This window comes from Virgibacillus sp. AGTR (genome assembly GCF_016919725.2).
Taxonomy (GTDB): domain Bacteria; phylum Bacillota; class Bacilli; order Bacillales; family Amphibacillaceae; genus Virgibacillus; species Virgibacillus salarius.
This window is the reverse complement of sequence record NZ_JAJERH010000043.1, coordinates 1-16,691: the sequence shown is the minus strand read 5'-3', so window position 1 is coordinate 16,691 and position 16,691 is coordinate 1. Positions and strand designations below refer to the sequence as shown.

General features: G+C 37.0%; 13 protein-coding genes and 1 tRNA gene. 8 read left to right on the top strand and 6 right to left on the bottom strand.

Annotated elements, in window-relative coordinates:
• Positions 1-33 precede the first annotated feature (33 nt).
• The 3 genes from JUJ52_RS15020 (at position 34) to JUJ52_RS15010 (ending at position 2,738) form a co-directional block, all read left to right on the top strand.
• Complete coding sequence (locus JUJ52_RS15020; RefSeq protein WP_205389504.1) at positions 34-1,071, top strand: LytTR family transcriptional regulator DNA-binding domain-containing protein; 1,038 nt, start codon at positions 34-36, stop codon at positions 1,069-1,071.
• 111 nt (positions 1,072-1,182) lie between these two features.
• Positions 1,183-2,031, top strand: coding sequence for an ABC transporter ATP-binding protein (locus JUJ52_RS15015; RefSeq protein ID WP_205389505.1), 849 nt, complete (start codon positions 1,183-1,185; stop codon positions 2,029-2,031).
• Positions 2,028-2,738, top strand: coding sequence for an ABC transporter permease (locus JUJ52_RS15010; protein ID WP_026682487.1), 711 nt, complete (start codon positions 2,028-2,030; stop codon positions 2,736-2,738). The genes JUJ52_RS15015 and JUJ52_RS15010 overlap by 4 nt, the downstream gene beginning before the upstream one ends.
• A gap of 277 nt (positions 2,739-3,015) precedes the next feature.
• On the opposite strand, the gene JUJ52_RS15005 is transcribed toward JUJ52_RS15010, so the two are convergent.
• The 3 genes from JUJ52_RS15005 to JUJ52_RS14995 form a co-directional block, all read right to left on the bottom strand.
• Positions 3,016-3,411, bottom strand: coding sequence for a spore coat protein (locus tag JUJ52_RS15005; RefSeq protein WP_051388425.1), 396 nt, complete (start codon positions 3,409-3,411; stop codon positions 3,016-3,018).
• A 445-nt stretch (positions 3,412-3,856) separates the two neighbouring features.
• The gene (locus tag JUJ52_RS15000) at positions 3,857-4,072 is read right to left on the bottom strand and encodes a hypothetical protein (protein WP_026682488.1); all 216 of its coding nucleotides are present in this window, start codon (positions 4,070-4,072) and stop codon (positions 3,857-3,859) included.
• A 363-nt stretch (positions 4,073-4,435) separates the two neighbouring features.
• Positions 4,436-4,508 (bottom strand) — tRNA-Ala (locus tag JUJ52_RS14995).
• Positions 4,509-4,743: 235 nt separating this feature from the next.
• Here JUJ52_RS14995 and JUJ52_RS14990 point away from each other — a divergent pair.
• The gene (locus tag JUJ52_RS14990) at positions 4,744-8,439 is read left to right on the top strand and encodes a 5'-nucleotidase C-terminal domain-containing protein (RefSeq protein WP_205389506.1); all 3,696 of its coding nucleotides are present in this window, start codon (positions 4,744-4,746) and stop codon (positions 8,437-8,439) included.
• A gap of 432 nt (positions 8,440-8,871) precedes the next feature.
• Here JUJ52_RS14990 and nadA read toward each other — a convergent pair whose 3' ends face one another.
• The 3 genes from nadA to nadB form a co-directional block, all read right to left on the bottom strand.
• Complete coding sequence (gene nadA, locus JUJ52_RS14985) at positions 8,872-9,975, bottom strand: quinolinate synthase NadA (RefSeq protein ID WP_205389507.1); 1,104 nt, start codon at positions 9,973-9,975, stop codon at positions 8,872-8,874.
• A 19-nt stretch (positions 9,976-9,994) separates the two neighbouring features.
• Positions 9,995-10,837, bottom strand: coding sequence for a carboxylating nicotinate-nucleotide diphosphorylase (nadC, locus tag JUJ52_RS14980; protein ID WP_026682490.1), 843 nt, complete (start codon positions 10,835-10,837; stop codon positions 9,995-9,997).
• Positions 10,838-10,974: 137 nt separating this feature from the next.
• Positions 10,975-12,513 carry an L-aspartate oxidase gene (nadB, locus tag JUJ52_RS14975; RefSeq protein ID WP_121604445.1) on the bottom strand — a complete coding sequence of 513 codons (1,539 nt, stop codon included), beginning with the start codon at positions 12,511-12,513 and terminating at the stop codon, positions 10,975-10,977.
• Positions 12,514-12,625: 112 nt separating this feature from the next.
• Here nadB and JUJ52_RS14970 point away from each other — a divergent pair, with 112 nt between their 5' ends.
• The 4 genes from JUJ52_RS14970 to JUJ52_RS14960 all read left to right on the top strand — a co-directional run bounded on the left by JUJ52_RS14970 (position 12,626) and on the right by JUJ52_RS14960 (position 16,466).
• Positions 12,626-13,744, top strand: coding sequence for an IscS subfamily cysteine desulfurase (locus tag JUJ52_RS14970; protein ID WP_121604446.1), 1,119 nt, complete (start codon positions 12,626-12,628; stop codon positions 13,742-13,744).
• Between the two features lie 53 nt (positions 13,745-13,797).
• Entirely contained in the window at positions 13,798-14,337 is a 540-nt protein-coding gene (locus JUJ52_RS14965; RefSeq protein ID WP_026682492.1) for a transcription repressor NadR, read from the top strand.
• A 203-nt stretch (positions 14,338-14,540) separates the two neighbouring features.
• Entirely contained in the window at positions 14,541-14,675 is a 135-nt protein-coding gene (locus JUJ52_RS23425) for a hypothetical protein (RefSeq protein ID WP_255637704.1), read from the top strand.
• Between the two features lie 297 nt (positions 14,676-14,972).
• Positions 14,973-16,466: a peptide MFS transporter gene (locus JUJ52_RS14960; RefSeq protein ID WP_121604447.1), complete on the top strand. Its 1,494-nt coding sequence runs from the start codon at positions 14,973-14,975 to the stop codon at positions 16,464-16,466.
• Positions 16,467-16,691: the final 225 nt, after the last annotated feature.

The following is a 16,691-nucleotide window of genomic DNA, read 5'->3' as shown; positions in this document are numbered from 1 at the left end:
TAAACGAAAATACAGAACGTAAGGAGAAATCGAATGGCAGGCCTATTAGTAATACATAGTCTAGAAAAGCGAACAAAAGATTCTATCATATTTCCGATATTTAATCTTACTATAGAGAAAGGAGATATTACTGCTGTTTATTCCACATTAAATATAAGAAAAGTGCTGTTAGAAATAATTTCTGGTAAAACGCTGGCATCGAAGGGGGAAATTCGTATCAATGGCGTTACAATAATGGAAAATAGAAATCTATTTTTATCAGGAGTGGTCCTAGCCTTCTATGAGGACGGGATATATGACAGATTAAAAGTAAGAGACTATTTCTCATTCTATCGAGCAATTTACGATAGTAATCAAACGATTGATCAACTTTTGCGTATCACGCAGCTGCAAGATAAACAAAACCAAAAAATAAAAACGCTAACGTATTCTGAAAAACAGCGCGTCCGTTTTGGAAAACAATTGCTTCAGCATGCTGAGTTATATATTTTTGAAGAACCAGATTTAAACGTCGATGTTGAAACAAGACAAGTATTTATTTCTATTACGAGAAGATTGCAGCATGAAGGGAAGGGTGTTCTTATACTAACTGGTAATTTGGAAAGTGCGCTAACTATTGCTGATCAAGTTCTTCGTATAGATGAATCAGGTTTACAACAAATTCCTACAGAGAAAGGAGAAAGTGATTCGATATTAGACGATCCAATGCTTGAAGCAGAAGTACAGCCTTTTCAGTTAAATAAAATACCAACGAAAGTAAATGACAAAATCGTGCTATTTGATCCTCCTGAGATTGATTATATTGAGAGTAATGATGGACAATCTCACATATACAGTAATGGTAATCTCTTCACTAGTGCATCTACATTAAATGAATTGGAAAGCCGCTTGGAGCATTTTGGATTCTTTCGCTGCCATCGCTCTTATATAGTTAATTTGCAAAAGGTACGTGAAGTCATAACATGGACACGTAATAGTTATAGTTTAATTCTAAATAATAAAGAAAAGACCTCCATTCCATTGTCCAAATCAAAAATGGCACAATTGAAGGATATGTTAGGAATGAAATAGACTCCATTCATCCATTCAATGGCTCCATTCACGGTAAAAATACTGCTGAATTGCAGATTTTTTCCTATGCTGAGGTTACACGAAACAGTTATCAGCATAGGAGGAAAATGAATGGAACATATTATACAGGTAAAATCACTTGCTAAGATTTATGGCAATCAAGCTGCATTAGAAGATGTAAATTTTACGGTGGAAAAAGGAAAAACGTTTGGATTTTTGGGGCCAAGTGGAGCTGGGAAAACGACCACTATTAAAATTTTAACTGGCCAATTATTACAAACATCTGGAGAGGCCACGGTTTTTGGAAAACCAGCATCATCTTTAAATAAACCACAGTACCGACGTGAATTTGGAGTAATTACAGATAATAGTGGGCTATATAGTCGATTATCTATTGAGGATAATTTAAATCTATATTGTCAGCTGTATCAAGTTTCAACGAAACGGATTGGAGAGGTATTGGAAATGGTAAGTCTCTCTGAAGAACGAAAAAAGCAGGTAGCTAAGTTGTCAAAGGGGATGTTTCAACGCGTCATTTTGGCAAGGGCATTACTGCACAAGCCAGCGCTTTTATTTCTTGACGAACCGACGTCTGCTCTAGACCCTGCCAATTCAGCACTTATTCATCAAGGATTACGTGAACTGAACAAGGAGGGGACAACGATTTTTTTAACAACGCATGATATGAATGAAGCTGAAAACATTTGTGACCGTGTAGCATTTCTTCATCAAGGAAGAATTCAGTTGCTAGATCAACCGAAAAAGCTTCGTAGGCAATTTGCGGAAGCTTCCGTATGCATTGAACTAAAAGATGGTAGAGAAATTAATGTACCAGCTGGTCCAGAAGGAGCAAAGGACATATACGATTATTTTGCATCAGATCAAGTAGTCTCTATTCATTCCAATGAACCAACACTTGGAGATATATTTGTAGAACTAACAGGGAGGAAACTGGTATGACTTTTTCAATGAAAAGAATGTACGCTATCTTTCTAAAGGATTTAAAGGATTTATCGAAGAATATGTTTATTACTTCCTCAATGCTAATGCCACTATTAATTGCTGTGCTATATTCGAGAATGGATGAGCTTTCTATAGATATGATTTATCTAGTTATTAATCTTTCGTTCTCTACAATCGGAGTATTTGTGCAAAGTGCCATTATTGCTGAAGAAAAAGAAAAAAATACCTTGCGTGGTTTAATGCTTTCTCCCGCAACTATTCTAGAGATATTTGGTGGTAAGAGCTTAGTTACTTTTTTATTGACACTTCTAACCATCATACTATCAGCAAGATTAATAGATTATGAGCCATCAAGTATAAGTCTCATTGCTATTGCACTGATAATCTCATCTGTTTTTTATATTGGTCTTGGTACACTAATGGGATTATTAACGAAATCAGTTGTAGAAGCATCTGTCATTACGTTACCAATTATCTTTTTATTCGGTTTTAGTACGTTGTTACAAACATTAATCAATACTTATCCAATTCTGTCCTTTATTGAATACTTACCAAATGTTCAACTGGCAGAATTGGCAAAAGAAGTGCAGCTTGGGGCAGGTATCGAAGATATTTGGGGTTATTTAGCTATCATTTTGGTATGGGGAATAGGAATTTGGCTGTTAACGACCTGGTTTTATAAAAAGAAGGAGACTGCTGGATAGCAAGACTGATAAACATTATTTTGAATGCTTGGTATTAGAGTTATTTGTGTAAATTGAAGTGCAAGCTTTATTGATTTAGGTGAAGAAGGATGTAATTTCGTTGAAAGCGAATTTCTCCGGTATGATTCTAGGTTTCTTATGTACGATAAGTTACAGGAATCGAAGTGAAAAAATTATAAATTGCCATTTTACCGTGACAAAAAAAGCTACCCCAAATGCTTCGTAGACATTTGGGATAGCCTTTGTTTCTGTAGGAGTGATATATTTTTTATTAGAACTATAAAATATCTAATCTAATTACTAATGCAATCAATACTTGTAATAGAACTTGGATGTTAATAGCAATATCAGTATCCGTTGTGGATACTTCTACTCCGCGTGAGTTTTCAATATAAACTTGTTGTTTGTTAATTTGGCTAGATTTTAATTTTGCGAACAGATCTTGAGTTATTTCGTCTGCTTTATGACCATCTGCAATCGAAATGCTAATTACGATAGCAATTGCTACCTGAAGCGCAACTTGGAGATTAAGTGCAGCTTGGATATCTGATGAGGATACCTCTACATCACAGGAATCCTTAATAATAATGGATTCGAGAGACTTTTGCACATTATTTAATTCTCCACTTGCCTCCTGATCCACCGTGGAATCTTTATCAAATGGGTGACACATGGAAGTGTCTAGTGCTCTCCATTTTTTGTCATCGCCACAGCTCTTGTCACATGAATCAAAACGATCATCGAATCTGTCACGATCGCAATGATGGTGTTTATCGCGTCTATCGCAGCTATCACAGATATCCTTAAATCGATGGCAATCGCATTTTCTCCTATGGTCTCTTACATCATCAAATGCTCTTGATCTAGGCATACTATTATTTCCTCCTTCTTCTCGTTTAGAATATTTTATGATTAAGAGTGGAAATAGGAAGGGTGATTGTACTAAGATATACTACCTATTTATTGCTATAGATAGATATTTTTCTCAGAAAGAGGTGAAGCCCGGTACATATCCATTGATTTACCAGGCTTCATTATGCATGCTATACCATATATAGGAAGGAAGTTAATTTTATAAATAGTTTATTTGTCTAGTATCCAATATAGTTTAATAACTATTATTCCTTGTTTTCATTGGTATCTTTATTTTCTTGCGTAAATTCTTCCACATTTTTTCTTAATTGATTAACCATATTTCTGACCATTTCTTTATCCTTTTCATCTAATTCTTTTGTCTTTAACGATGCCCCATGTTTTTTTAGTGTAGCATCTAAAAGGAAATCTACAATTTGACCTGGGGCATTATTACTGTTTTTTTCACTGTTTTTACTCAATCCAATCACCTCCATACGATTTTTATATAGTATATTCTTAGAAAGGGTAATCGTGTTAAGGATAGTAGTCTATTTAATATATATAGCTAAGGGTTCTGGATGTAATTATCTAATTGTAAAGTGAATATCCCAAAAACTGTGCTTGTATAAGGAAAGCTAATTCAGGTGGGCGTTTGTATGGATAATGAAAGATTATGGAATGCAAACAATAAGCAGGTACAGTTCTCTAATAGAGGAGCATGTCAGATGTATTATGTTTGTTAAATCACATAAGTAGCATAGTATCTAAATAAAGAAAAATACAAACTTATCCACCAATTGGCTAAGTTTGTATTTTTTATATGTGGATCATGATTAAATTAATGGAGCATAGCGGGCTCGAACCGCTGACCTCTTCGCTGCCAGCGAAGCGCTCTCCCAGCTGAGCTAATGCCCCGTACATAAATTGATTATAGATAAGTATGGTTGTTTTTGCAAGTCCATCAACATCAGTTAATCTGTGTTCATGGTACTTATTTACTATTTTAGAGAATTAATAGTAATATAGTTTTGAATTTACCAAAAATTTACTAATTTATTATAGATTATCAATGTTTGTTATGCGATAGTAAAAGTGTGTCATGTCAACGTAATACATGACAATAAATTATTTATCCTTAAGGAGGGAGAAGATGCGAAAATTACGGGTGAAACAGTCTTTTTATTTGGTTCTTATTTTTACGTTGATTTTAATGAATTTTTCACCAGTATTAAGTACATCTGTGGCCGCGACAGACGACGGAGAAACAACGGAAGAGTTGTTTATATCAGAGTATATCGAAGGTAGCTCCTATAATAAGGCCATTGAAATTTATAATGGTACAGGGGAAGAAGTGGATTTGTCAGGCTATCAATTGGCGCTTTATAGTAATGGTGCTAATGAGCCTAGTCAAACAATGACATTGGATGGTACGTTGGCACATGACGATGCATATGTAATTGCTCATCCAAATGCAGATGAGGCAGTATTAGAGGTGGCAGATCAAACAAATGGTAATGTAATTAATTTCAATGGGAACGATTCCATTGCTTTGCAACAAAATGCTAGTAATTTGGATGTTATTGGTATAATTGGGGATGATCGTAATTTTGCGAAGGATGTAACACTAGTAAGGAATTCATCCGTTATTGCTCCTGTTTCCAACTATGACGAGGGACAGTGGACCAATTATGACAAGGATACATTTGCATATCTCGGTGATCATACCGTAGATGGCGTTGATCCGGGTGAACCAGGTGAACCTGATCCAGAGAATCCTGATTTAATTACCATTGATGAAGCTAGGCAGCTTAATGATAGAACAGCTGTAACTGTAGAAGGAATTGTTACAGTAAATAATGATGCTATTAGTAATGGTACTCAATTTACAACATACATTCAGGATGATACTGGCGGCATTAATCTATTCTCTTTTGAACAAGGTGAATTACCAGATGTAAATAAGGGGGATCTAATCAAGGTTGTTGGCCAGTTAGATTCTTACAATGGGCTAAAAGAGATCGTTCCTTCCAGTGTAGAAGTATTGGGAACAGATCAGCAACTACCTGAGATTCAAGAAGTAAGCTTAGAAGCATTACAAAATGAAACTACTGCAGAATCGCTTGAAGGTGAGCTTGTACGTGTGAATGGCTTTCTTTCAAGTATTCCAGAGAGTCCGGCTGGTGGAGGATATAATATCTCCTTTATTGATGGAGATTTTAATGGAACAACTTTACGCGTCATGGAAAATGCATTAGATGTCACTCAAATAGCTGAAGAGAAGTGGTATGACGTGACAGGAATCGTCAGTCAATATAACAGCTATCAATTGATTCCAACGGAGCAAAGTGATTTTCAACTAGCTGCAGAACAACCTGATCCACCATCTGCTGCAGGCGAGTATGAAACGACAGTTGAGCGTGTAACAGATGGGGATACTATTCGTATTGCTAATCCAGTATTAGGTGAAACAAGAGTTAGATTTGTTAATATGGATACACCGGAAACCTATGTAGCCCATAATGATGACCCAGCTAGAGATGAGATAAATGAAAATCAAAAATTTCATGGGGATGCTGCGACTGCTTATATGAATGATTTAATCCAGCCAGGTGATGAGGTAATCATTCGGCTTGGCGACACACCAACAGACGATTATGGGAGATTATTAGCAGAGGTTATTCGCAAAGAAGATGGAATGAATATTAATTTAGAAATGGTTGAACAGGGTTTCGCTTCAACGTATTTTATTGCACCATTTAATGAAGAGGTTTATCCAGAATATCAGGCTGCTGTAAAGGATGCAAAGGATAACGGGCTTGGTATTTGGAATCCAGAAAAACCTTTATTGGAATTGCCGTTTGTTTTTCGAGCAAATGATGATCAGAAAGGCTTCCAACGATATGTAGGTAATTCGGATACAAAGGAGTATGTTGTACCAGATAATTGGGCAGATGTACCAGTTGAAAAACGTGTATTTTTTGCAAGTCCTGAAGAGGCAGAATCCTATGGATATACTCCTGCTGGGGACCGAGTAGATGAAAATTTACAAGTACAGTTACTTGGATTTAATGATTTACATGGGAAGATCGATCAGGAATATGAATTAGATCCTGATGGCGATGGCGTATCAAAGATGTATGGAAGGATCGACTATGTTACTTCCGCTATTAAAGAAAGAGAGCAGGATCACCCTAATTCTTTCGTCGTACATGCAGGTGATATGATAGGCGGTAGTTCACCTGTATCAGGTTTATTACAGGATGAACCAACCGTTGAAGTTATGGAGACGATCGGGTTTGACGTTGGCTCTGTTGGAAATCACGAGTTCGATGAAGGAACAGAGGAACTGCTGAGAATGGTAAATGGCGGAGAGCATCCTGAAGGAAAAGGTACTCCTGAATATGACGGTATGGATTTTCCACTGCTTTGTGCAAATTGTGTGTATAAAGGAAGTGGTGATCCTATGTTATCTCCATACTACATTGAAAAAGTAGATGGTGTAGATATTGGCTTTATCGGTGTTACGACAGAGGAGACAGCTAATATTGTCATGCCTGAAGGAATACAAGATATTGAATTTACTGATCCGACGATTGCTGTAAATGATGCGGTTGCGGAGTTGCAACGACAAGGAGTCGAATCAATTGTTATCCTCGCACATATTCCAGCAGAGCAAGATGGTGACGGTGCGACAGGAGAGGCTGCTGATTTAGCCAGAAATGTGGATGATGCTGTGGACGTAATTCTTGCAGCTCATAACCATCAAGTTGTTGATGGTATGGTAGATAATAAGTTAATTGTCCAAGCTTCAGAATATGGAAAGGCGTTTGCTGATATTGATTTAGAAATCGATCGTAAAACTGGCGATATTATTCAAAAAGAGGCGGAGATAGTATTTGTTGATCAAAGTAAATATACGCCAGATGAAGATGTTACCGCGATATTGGAGAAGTATCAAAATCAAATTGGGCCAATTTTGAATGACGTAATCGGATATAATGCCACTGATTTAACTGGTGATTACATTGTTGATGGAGATCATGGATTAGGGAATTTACTCGCTGATGCTATGAATTGGGCCATGGATAGTGACTTTGCAATGATGAATGGCGGAGGAATCCGTGATGATCTTCTTGCTGGTGAAGTGACATGGGGAGATTTATATAATATTCAGCCATTTGGAAATACGTTGATGACCGTTGAAGTAACCGGAGATGATATTTACACGATATTGAATGAACAGATTTCTTCGCAGTATGGACCAGATTATAGTGTGAGTGGCTTGCATTATACATGGAATTCAACATTAAATGAAGTAGTGAAAGTAACCTTACCAGATGGTACCCAAATTGACAGAGATGAAGTATATACACTAACAGTAAATAATTTCATGGGGACTTCTGAGGGGCCAATTAAAGATTTAGGACAAAATCCTGTTGCTGGTCCGGCAGATATTGATGCAACCGTTGATTTTGTAAAAAGCTTAAACAGTAATCCAGATCATCCGTTTACGTATACCTCTGAGGGGAGAATTTCGGAAACAGATAAAGAACCGGGCGATCCTGGAGAGCAACCAGAGATAGAAATTGAACCGAAGCGAGATTTTGGCGTTGCTACGGTCTATACGAGAGAGATAAAAGAGCTAGACGATGGCGTCCGTTTAACAATAAATATTGAAAATGGTTGGAAATATCGAGTCTTATTCTTAACCAAAAGACAGGTTGACTTACTTCGGGAGAAAGAAGTAACCTTAGTGGTTACGAATGGTTCAGGTTCAGCAACCTTTGATATGGCTTCATACCACAAACTATTTTTATTTGTTTGTGTGAAAAACAATGAAATGTAAATCTTTGTATAGATAAAGCAACTAGTATACTCGGAAGTCGCTAAAATGAGTGTTTTTGCTCATTAAGAGGTTGAACCGATAAAGTATGTTTTCTAGTTATGCTAGAAGAAGGTCGAAGTAAAAGAAAGTAGAGATAAGAGAACTCTGAACTATAATCGGGTGAAGCTATAAGTGGATCGTAGTTCAGAGTTTTGTCTTTTGATTCCTACAAAAAGGAACGCATATCGCCGTACAGTTATCCTAGCAGAAAAATCATGTGTGATACCTACGTAGTCAGAAAGTCCTAAGATCAACACTGCTAAGCGATTTTTGGTTAACAGTTTTAGCTAGGTTCGCGGAAAGCAACCCATATTTCAGATTGATTTAAAAGCATACAATATTATTCGCCTGTAGACCATATGCGTTGCTAGGTTCACGCTTTCTTATTTAACATTATGCACGATCCAGCATTCGTTGAAGCGCAAATGTTGCATATGTTGACACATCTTGCGGAACAATTATTTTATTTATTGGCTGTCCCTCGATAATAGCTTCTAGCGACCAAAGTAGATGTGGTAAATCTATTCTGTTCATGGTTAAGCAGGGACACATGTGAGGATTTAAAGAAATAATACGCTTATCAGGATGTTGATGAATAATCCGTTGTACAAGATTCATTTCTGTACCAATTGCCCATGAAGTACCAGACTTGGCCTGTTCTATGATTTCAATAATCGATTTCGTGCTACCATTAAAATCGGAGGCGTCTACGACCTCTTTTCGACATTCAGGATGAACAATAATATTCATATCTGGATAGGAATTCCTTACTTGTTCAATGTTTGTTAACGTAAAATTTTCGTGTACAGAGCAATGGCCCTTCCACAAAATAACTTTAATATCATCTACATTTTCCGTAAATTGCAATTCGTCTTTAATAGGATCCCAAACTGCCATTTCATGAGGTTCGATGCCAATATCAGCTGCTGTATTTCTTCCTAAATGTTGGTCTGGAAGAAAAAGTATTCTTTCCTTTTGGGAAAATGCCCACTGTACCATTTTATGCGCATTAGAAGAAGTAACGGTAGCACCATCATTTTTGCCGACGAATGCTTTAATAGCAGCTGTTGAATTAACATATGTTAATGGCAAAATAGATTCCCCAAATAAATCAGTTAGCTTTGACCATGCTCTTTCTGTTTGGTAAATATCAGCCATATCAGCCATCGAACAACCTGCTCGCATGTCTGGCAAGTAAACAGTTTGATTAGCAGTTGTAAGAATATCAGCGGTTTCCGCCATAAAATGTACACCACAAAATACAATATAGTTTGCATTGGAATTTTTAGCGGATACCTGTGCTAACTGAAGTGAATCGCCAACAGCATCCGCAAATTGAATGACCTCATCCTTTTGATAATGATGACCAGGGATAAATAGCGAATCCCCGAGGTCTTTTTTAATATGTTGTACGCTTTCCTCCATTTCTGCTTTAGATAAATGAAGGTACTTCTCTGGAATAGTATGAGAACCTATTAACGTTTGGAGTAATTCCATTTAAAATTCCCCTTCCGATTTATACGTTTCTAATTTTTACAGTTGCACTTATATCTAACGCTTTGACAGAGTGAGTTAGATAGCCTAAAGAAATATAATCAATTCCGCTTGTTGCATAGTCATGTAATTGCTCTATTTGTATTCCTCCTGAAGCTTCTGTGATGATACCTTCAGGAACATATTGTAGCCAATCTTTAATTATTTCCGGTGAACAATTGTCAAACATAATAATATCTACTTTATTTGTAATAGCTTCCATTAACTGTTTCTCTGTTTCTATCTCCACTTCAATTTTTGTGGTGTGTCCTAATCGCTTTTTAACTGTTTGTACTGCATCGGTAATCGTTCCAGCAAATGCTATGTGATTATCTTTTAGCATTACCGCATCATACAGGCCAAAACGATGATTATAACCACCACCACATTGAACTGCATATTTTTCTAACATGCGTAATCCAGGAGTGGTTTTTCTCGTATCACAAATTTTTGCTTCTGTTCCTTCTATTAATTTCACAGCATTTGCTGTCATGGTAGCAACGCCACTCATGCGCTGAATCAGATTAAGTACAACTCTTTCCGCTTGAAGCAGTTCAATAATTGGACCGCTAATGTGTGCAATTTCGGTTCCTGCGGTAATAAATTCTCCGTCCTTTATGTGAATGTTGCAGTTAATCAAAGGATTTATGATGGAGAACCCTATTTCAATAACCGCTTCTCCACAAAATGTTCCTGCGCGTTTTGCCACAAGATGTAAATCCCCCTCTTTGTTAGGTTGAAACAAAGCTTGTGACGATATATCTCCATTACCAATATCCTCTAAAAAAAAGCTTTCAAGCATAGATTTTAGCTTCATGGTGTTCACTATAATTAACCTCCATGTTTTCGTTTATCTCGCATATAACCGCCAATTAATGTCCGATGGGTTCAAAGTCCTTAGGTTATACCCTTGTGGTACTAACAATCCGTGGGGGATAAACAAAACCTCCATGGATTGAAGTTTCACTTTTTTCGGTAATGGATAATACTTTTTCTTAGCCAGCGTTTGTAGTCTTTATTCGGAAAATCGGAACGGATATGACCACCTCTGCTTTCGGTTCTGATAAGAGCTGACTGGGTCATTAATACGGAATTAATCCACATGAAATAAGTCTGTATATCCGCTCTTCTACACTGATCAATATTTGCAAAAGGGTCGATTGAAAAGGAATTTAACCAAGCGAAATGGTGTTGAAGGCTATCATTATTTCGAATTATGCCAACATAATGTGTCAGTTTTTCCTGCAGCTCTTTCCTTGTAAAAGGAAGTGATTCAAGTGGGTTCTTGTTATCTGGGGCAGGAACAAAATCTTTAGGATATTCTTCTACTTTCGTTTTTAATAGAAACATAGAGAGTCGACTTCCGTATACAAAGCCCTCTAGTAGTGAGTTACTCGCTAGGCGGTTGGCACCATGAACGCCACTGCATGCTACTTCACCTATCGCATAAAGCCCTTTTATTGATGTGCATCCCCATCTATCTGTAACAACACCGCCCATCATGAAGTGAGACCCTGGTAACACTGGTATTTTTCCTTTACTCAAATCAACATGATGTGCTTTACATAACTGCGAAATAGAAGGGAATCGTTTTTTGAAATTATGAATAGTAGTTATATCTAAAAATACGTATTTCCCAGATGTTACCTGTTTAAATATTTCATGGGCCACAACATGTCTTGGCCCTAAATCTTGCTGGTCATGGATTCCCTCCATTATTCGCTCGCCTCGATCATTAACTAATATGGCACCTGCCCCTCTAACAGCTTCTGAAATAAGTCCTACTGTTTTACCATTTGCCGATAAAAGTGTTGGGTGGAATTGTAAAAATTCTAAGTCACCTACGCTTGCACCTGCTCGATAGGCTAAAGCAATTCCATCTCCTAAGATGGTTGGGTGGTTTGAGGATTGCGTGAATAAGCCACCTGCACCACCGGAAGCTAATACAACATGTGGAGCGTAAAATTCCAGCAATTCCTCATTGCTGTTCTTGGCTTTTATGCCAATACATTTACCATCCCTATTTAAAATCAAATCCATTACCATTACATTCTCCATCCATGTGATGTGATCAGAAGCTTGTAATGATTCTAGTAAGAAATTCACAAGCTTCTTTCCTGTTTGATCTCCACCTGAATGTAGTATTCTAGGGACTCGGTGTGCACCCTCAACACCTAATGACAATGATCCATCAGCCTCTAAATCAAAAGGAGCACCGGCGTCAATTAATTCTTCAATAACTTTTTTACCTTCTTCAACAAGATCGTTTACACGATACTCATTTCCATGCCCCTCCCCAGCTGTCATTGTGTCATGAAAATGTTGCTGCGGAGAATCCGTTTTTGCGATAGCGGCGGCAATCCCACCTTGTGCCATGAAAGAATTACTGTCCTTAACTTGACCTTTTGTGATAATCATCACATGTTTGTGATTACTGAGTTTATAAGCTAATTGCAATGCAGCAATCCCGCTCCCTACAATAATGACATCGATTTTATTCATTGTCTTTCCTCCTGTTAATTTACAGGTGTCTTGACACATATGATTACACATAATTAAAATAATTACAAGTGTTATAGAATAGTAGGACTTCGTACAGAAGGGAGAGATTCATGTGAAATACTTCGATTATGCAGCTACAACACCTATCGATCCAGAGGTGTTAGCAATATACCAAGAGACAGCCTTAAGTTATTGGGGCAACACAAGTAGTCTTCATGATCAAGGAACAAAAGCTAAAGGGCTATTGGAAAGCTGTAGAGATAAACTGGCGTCTATACTACATGTTTCTTCAGATGGTATTTATTTTACTTCAGGCGGTACAGAAGCCAATCACATAGCTATTATTACGCTAGCATTGAGCCGACAAGATAGGGGGAAACATATTATAACAACAATGGCGGAGCATTCCTCTGTTTTTTCAAGTACAGCATATCTAAGGAAAGCGGGATTCAAAATAACCGAAATTCCCTTCTTGCAAAATGGGCAACTAGATTTTTATGCTTTAACAGATGCCATTCAGAATGATACGATTCTAATTTCAGTTGGGCATGCTAATAGTGAAATTGGTTCCATTCAGCCAATTGAAGCAATATCTAAGCAGGTAAGAGGACAGAACATTCTTTTACATAGTGATTGTGTTCAGTCATTTGGTAAGATAGACATAGCATCCATTAGTCCATTTGTTGATGCAATGTCTCTTTCCTCGCATAAAATATATGGTCCAAAGGGTGTGGGAGCAGTATTTATACGACCTGAATATCGAGTTACAGGAATATTTCCAAACGAAACGCATGAACGTGGAATCAGGGGAGGCACCGTTAATACACCAGGGATTGCTGCTTTTGTAGCAGCAGCATTAAAATTAACGAATAAAGATTGGAAAAAGATGTATCAGTTGAGAACTACCTTTTTTGAACACTTAGGTAGCAATTGGGAGAAACGGTTTACGATATTTGAGTCACCCTCTGATGTTCAACTTCCGCATGTAATTGGTCTAACGGTTAATGGACGTGAGGGTCAGTGGGTTATGTTAGAATGTAATCGTAGAGGGTTTCATATATCAACGGGAAGTGCTTGTCATCAGGAACTTCAATCTCCAGCAAGGACAATAATTGCTATGGGGGTTATGGAAGAGAAGCAAAGAGAATTTATTCGAATCTCGTTTGGACAAGATACTACGTTGGATGATGTGATTCAACTTGCGCAGCTATTAAGAAAGTTGGCGAAATAGTGTTTTCAATGAATCGTTAACATGGATGAATGAGATAATGGACGGTGATCAGATTGAATGAAAAGAAAAAAATGCTTGGTGATGAAAGAAGAAAAGCTATCCTAGCAAAGCTAAAAGCAAATAATGAACCAACGACTGGTGGGGAACTAGCAAAATTAGCAAATGTAAGCCGTCAAGTAATCGTTAGTGATATCACATTATTAAAAGCAAGGAATGAACCAATTATTGCAACAAGTCAAGGATACGTATATATTCCACATAGTTCTATTGGTGGTGTAGAACGAACTGTTGCGTGTCAACATACTCCCGAAAGAACAGAAGAAGAGCTTCACTTACTTGTTGACCATGGTATTACCGTTAAAGATGTAAAGATTGAACATAGTGTTTATGGTGATTTAACAGCATCTATTATGGTATCAAATCGGAAAGAAGTAGCCCAATTTATTGAAAAAATCTCAACAACTGGTGCAGCATATCTTTCCGAACTTACTGACGGGGTTCATATTCATACGTTAATAGCAGCTAACGAACAACAATTAGTTGAAGCAGAAAATGCATTGAAAGAAGCAGGCTTTCTGATTGAAAATAAATGAATAGCATCTCATCCTTTAGCAAATAAGCTAGAAATACATATATCCTCAAGAATTGTCATAATTGAAAAATAGTGATTCATAAACTAATAAAGTGTGAGGATTCCATATCTTTCTCACAATTATATTCTCCTGACATGTACACGTTGTTATTTGGTGTAAACGGTCAGGTTTTTATGTTTTTTAGAATAGAGAGGAGAGGGAATATGTATTTCTTAAAGTGGTTATTTATTGGATTAGCAGTAAATGCGGTTGCTTTGATGCTTTTGTTTGCGAATATGGAAGGGATAAAGGGATTGCTGGAATTTATCATGGAAATGAACAAATTCTCAGACAAATAATGAAATGTTAATAAAGTGTAACATTATAACTATATCGCCCTTATTTCATTATTCCCTTTAACTATATCTACTTAAGGGGTCATGGAGTATTGTTTATTATTATAATAATCAAGAAATATTTCCATTTTATTACTTTAATTTTACATAAGACTGACATATACTGTATATACTGAAATACTTCTTAAAATTTGTTAAATTATGACGTTTGACGAATGGTAATAAGAGGAGTAACATAATTCTGTCGAAAAAAACAATTGTCAGTTTATTCTGAAGGAAGACGAAGGAGTTTTTACTATCATGTCAAGATATAGCAAAGAAGAAATTGTACAAAGTGTCCCGCAAAAGGGATTTTTTGGACATCCCAAGGGTTTATTTACCCTGTTCTTCACTGAATTTTGGGAACGCTTTTCCTATTATGGAATGCGAGCGCTATTACTCTATTATATGTATACAGAGGTGGCCAGTGGTGGTCTTGGTATTGATGATGGAACAGCTAAATCAATAATGGCAATATACGGCTCCTTAGTGTATATGTCTGGGATAATAGGTGGATGGATTGCGGACCGCTTGCTTGGTACGCAGCAAACCGTGTTCTATGGTGGTGTGTTAATCATGGCCGGTCACCTTGTATTAGCGCTTCCGGCTGGAACTACTGCATTATTTATTTCTATGTTTCTAATTGTTGTCGGTACAGGATTATTAAAACCAAACGTATCTAGTGTTGTTGGTGATTTATACAGCCCTTCAGATGTGCGTCGTGACTCTGGATTCAGTATATTCTATATGGGAATTAATATGGGAGCGTTAATAGCACCTTTAATTGTTGGAACATTAGGTCAAGAATATAATTATCATTTAGGATTTGGTGTAGCAGCTGTTGGTATGCTTCTTGGGCTAGCTGTATTTTTAGCCACGAAAAGAAAGTATCTTGGGCTAGCCGGTACGTATGTTCCAAATCCATTAGAAAGAGACGAGAAGAAAAAAGTTTTTACACGTATTGGCTTAGGTGCAGTAGCTATTATCATCGTTGGTGCCATTACAATTCCTGCAGGTATACTAACGATTAATCGATTTACGTACTTGGTCAGCTTTCTAGGTATTATCATTCCTACATTATACTTTATTGTGATGTATCGGAGTCCGAAAACAGATGCGGATGAGAAATCACGTTTATTAGCTTATATTCCATTATTTATTGCGGCAATTATGTTCTGGGCTATCCAAGAGCAAGGTTCCATTATTTTAGCAGAATACGCAGATAAACGAACAGATCTTAGCTTTTTAGGAATCGAACTTCAGTCCTCCTGGTTCCAATCCTTAAATCCATTATTTATTGTCGTACTCGCTCCTTTTTTTGCTGGATTGTGGGTAAAGATGGGTGAACGACAACCATCTACTTCGAAAAAATTCTCTTTAGGCTTACTTTTCGCCGGTCTATCATTCTTAGTAATGATCATACCTGCGTCAATGAATGGAACAGAAAGTCTAGTTAGTCCGGTTTGGTTAGTGCTAAGCTTTTTACTTGTTGTTATAGGAGAACTTTGCTTATCTCCAGTTGGTTTATCAGCTACAACCAAATTAGCACCTGAAGCATTTTCAGCCCAAACTATGAGCCTTTGGTTCTTATCCAATGCATCAGCACAGGCAATTAATGCGCAAATTGTAAAACTATATACACCGGAAACGGAAATCATTTATTTTGGTGTTATTGGTGGAATTGCGATTCTATTAGGTGCTATGTTGTTTATGCTTTCATCGAAAATTCAGCACTTTATGAAAGGTGTTCGTTAGAATGAGCACTTTAACGAAAATTCGGCAAAGTCAACGATTTGCCGAATTTTTTTATAAGTTAAGAAAGTATAAAATCAGTGCAATGACTGCGTTAAGACCAAGTAGTTATTTGAAATGTTTGATGTATATTGGTAATGCTCCGACTAATTACTTCGCTTTCCACGGGCACGGCCTCAACTAACTTTGCAAAGAAGAACACGTTGCAAAGTGGATTTTCGGCTCGCG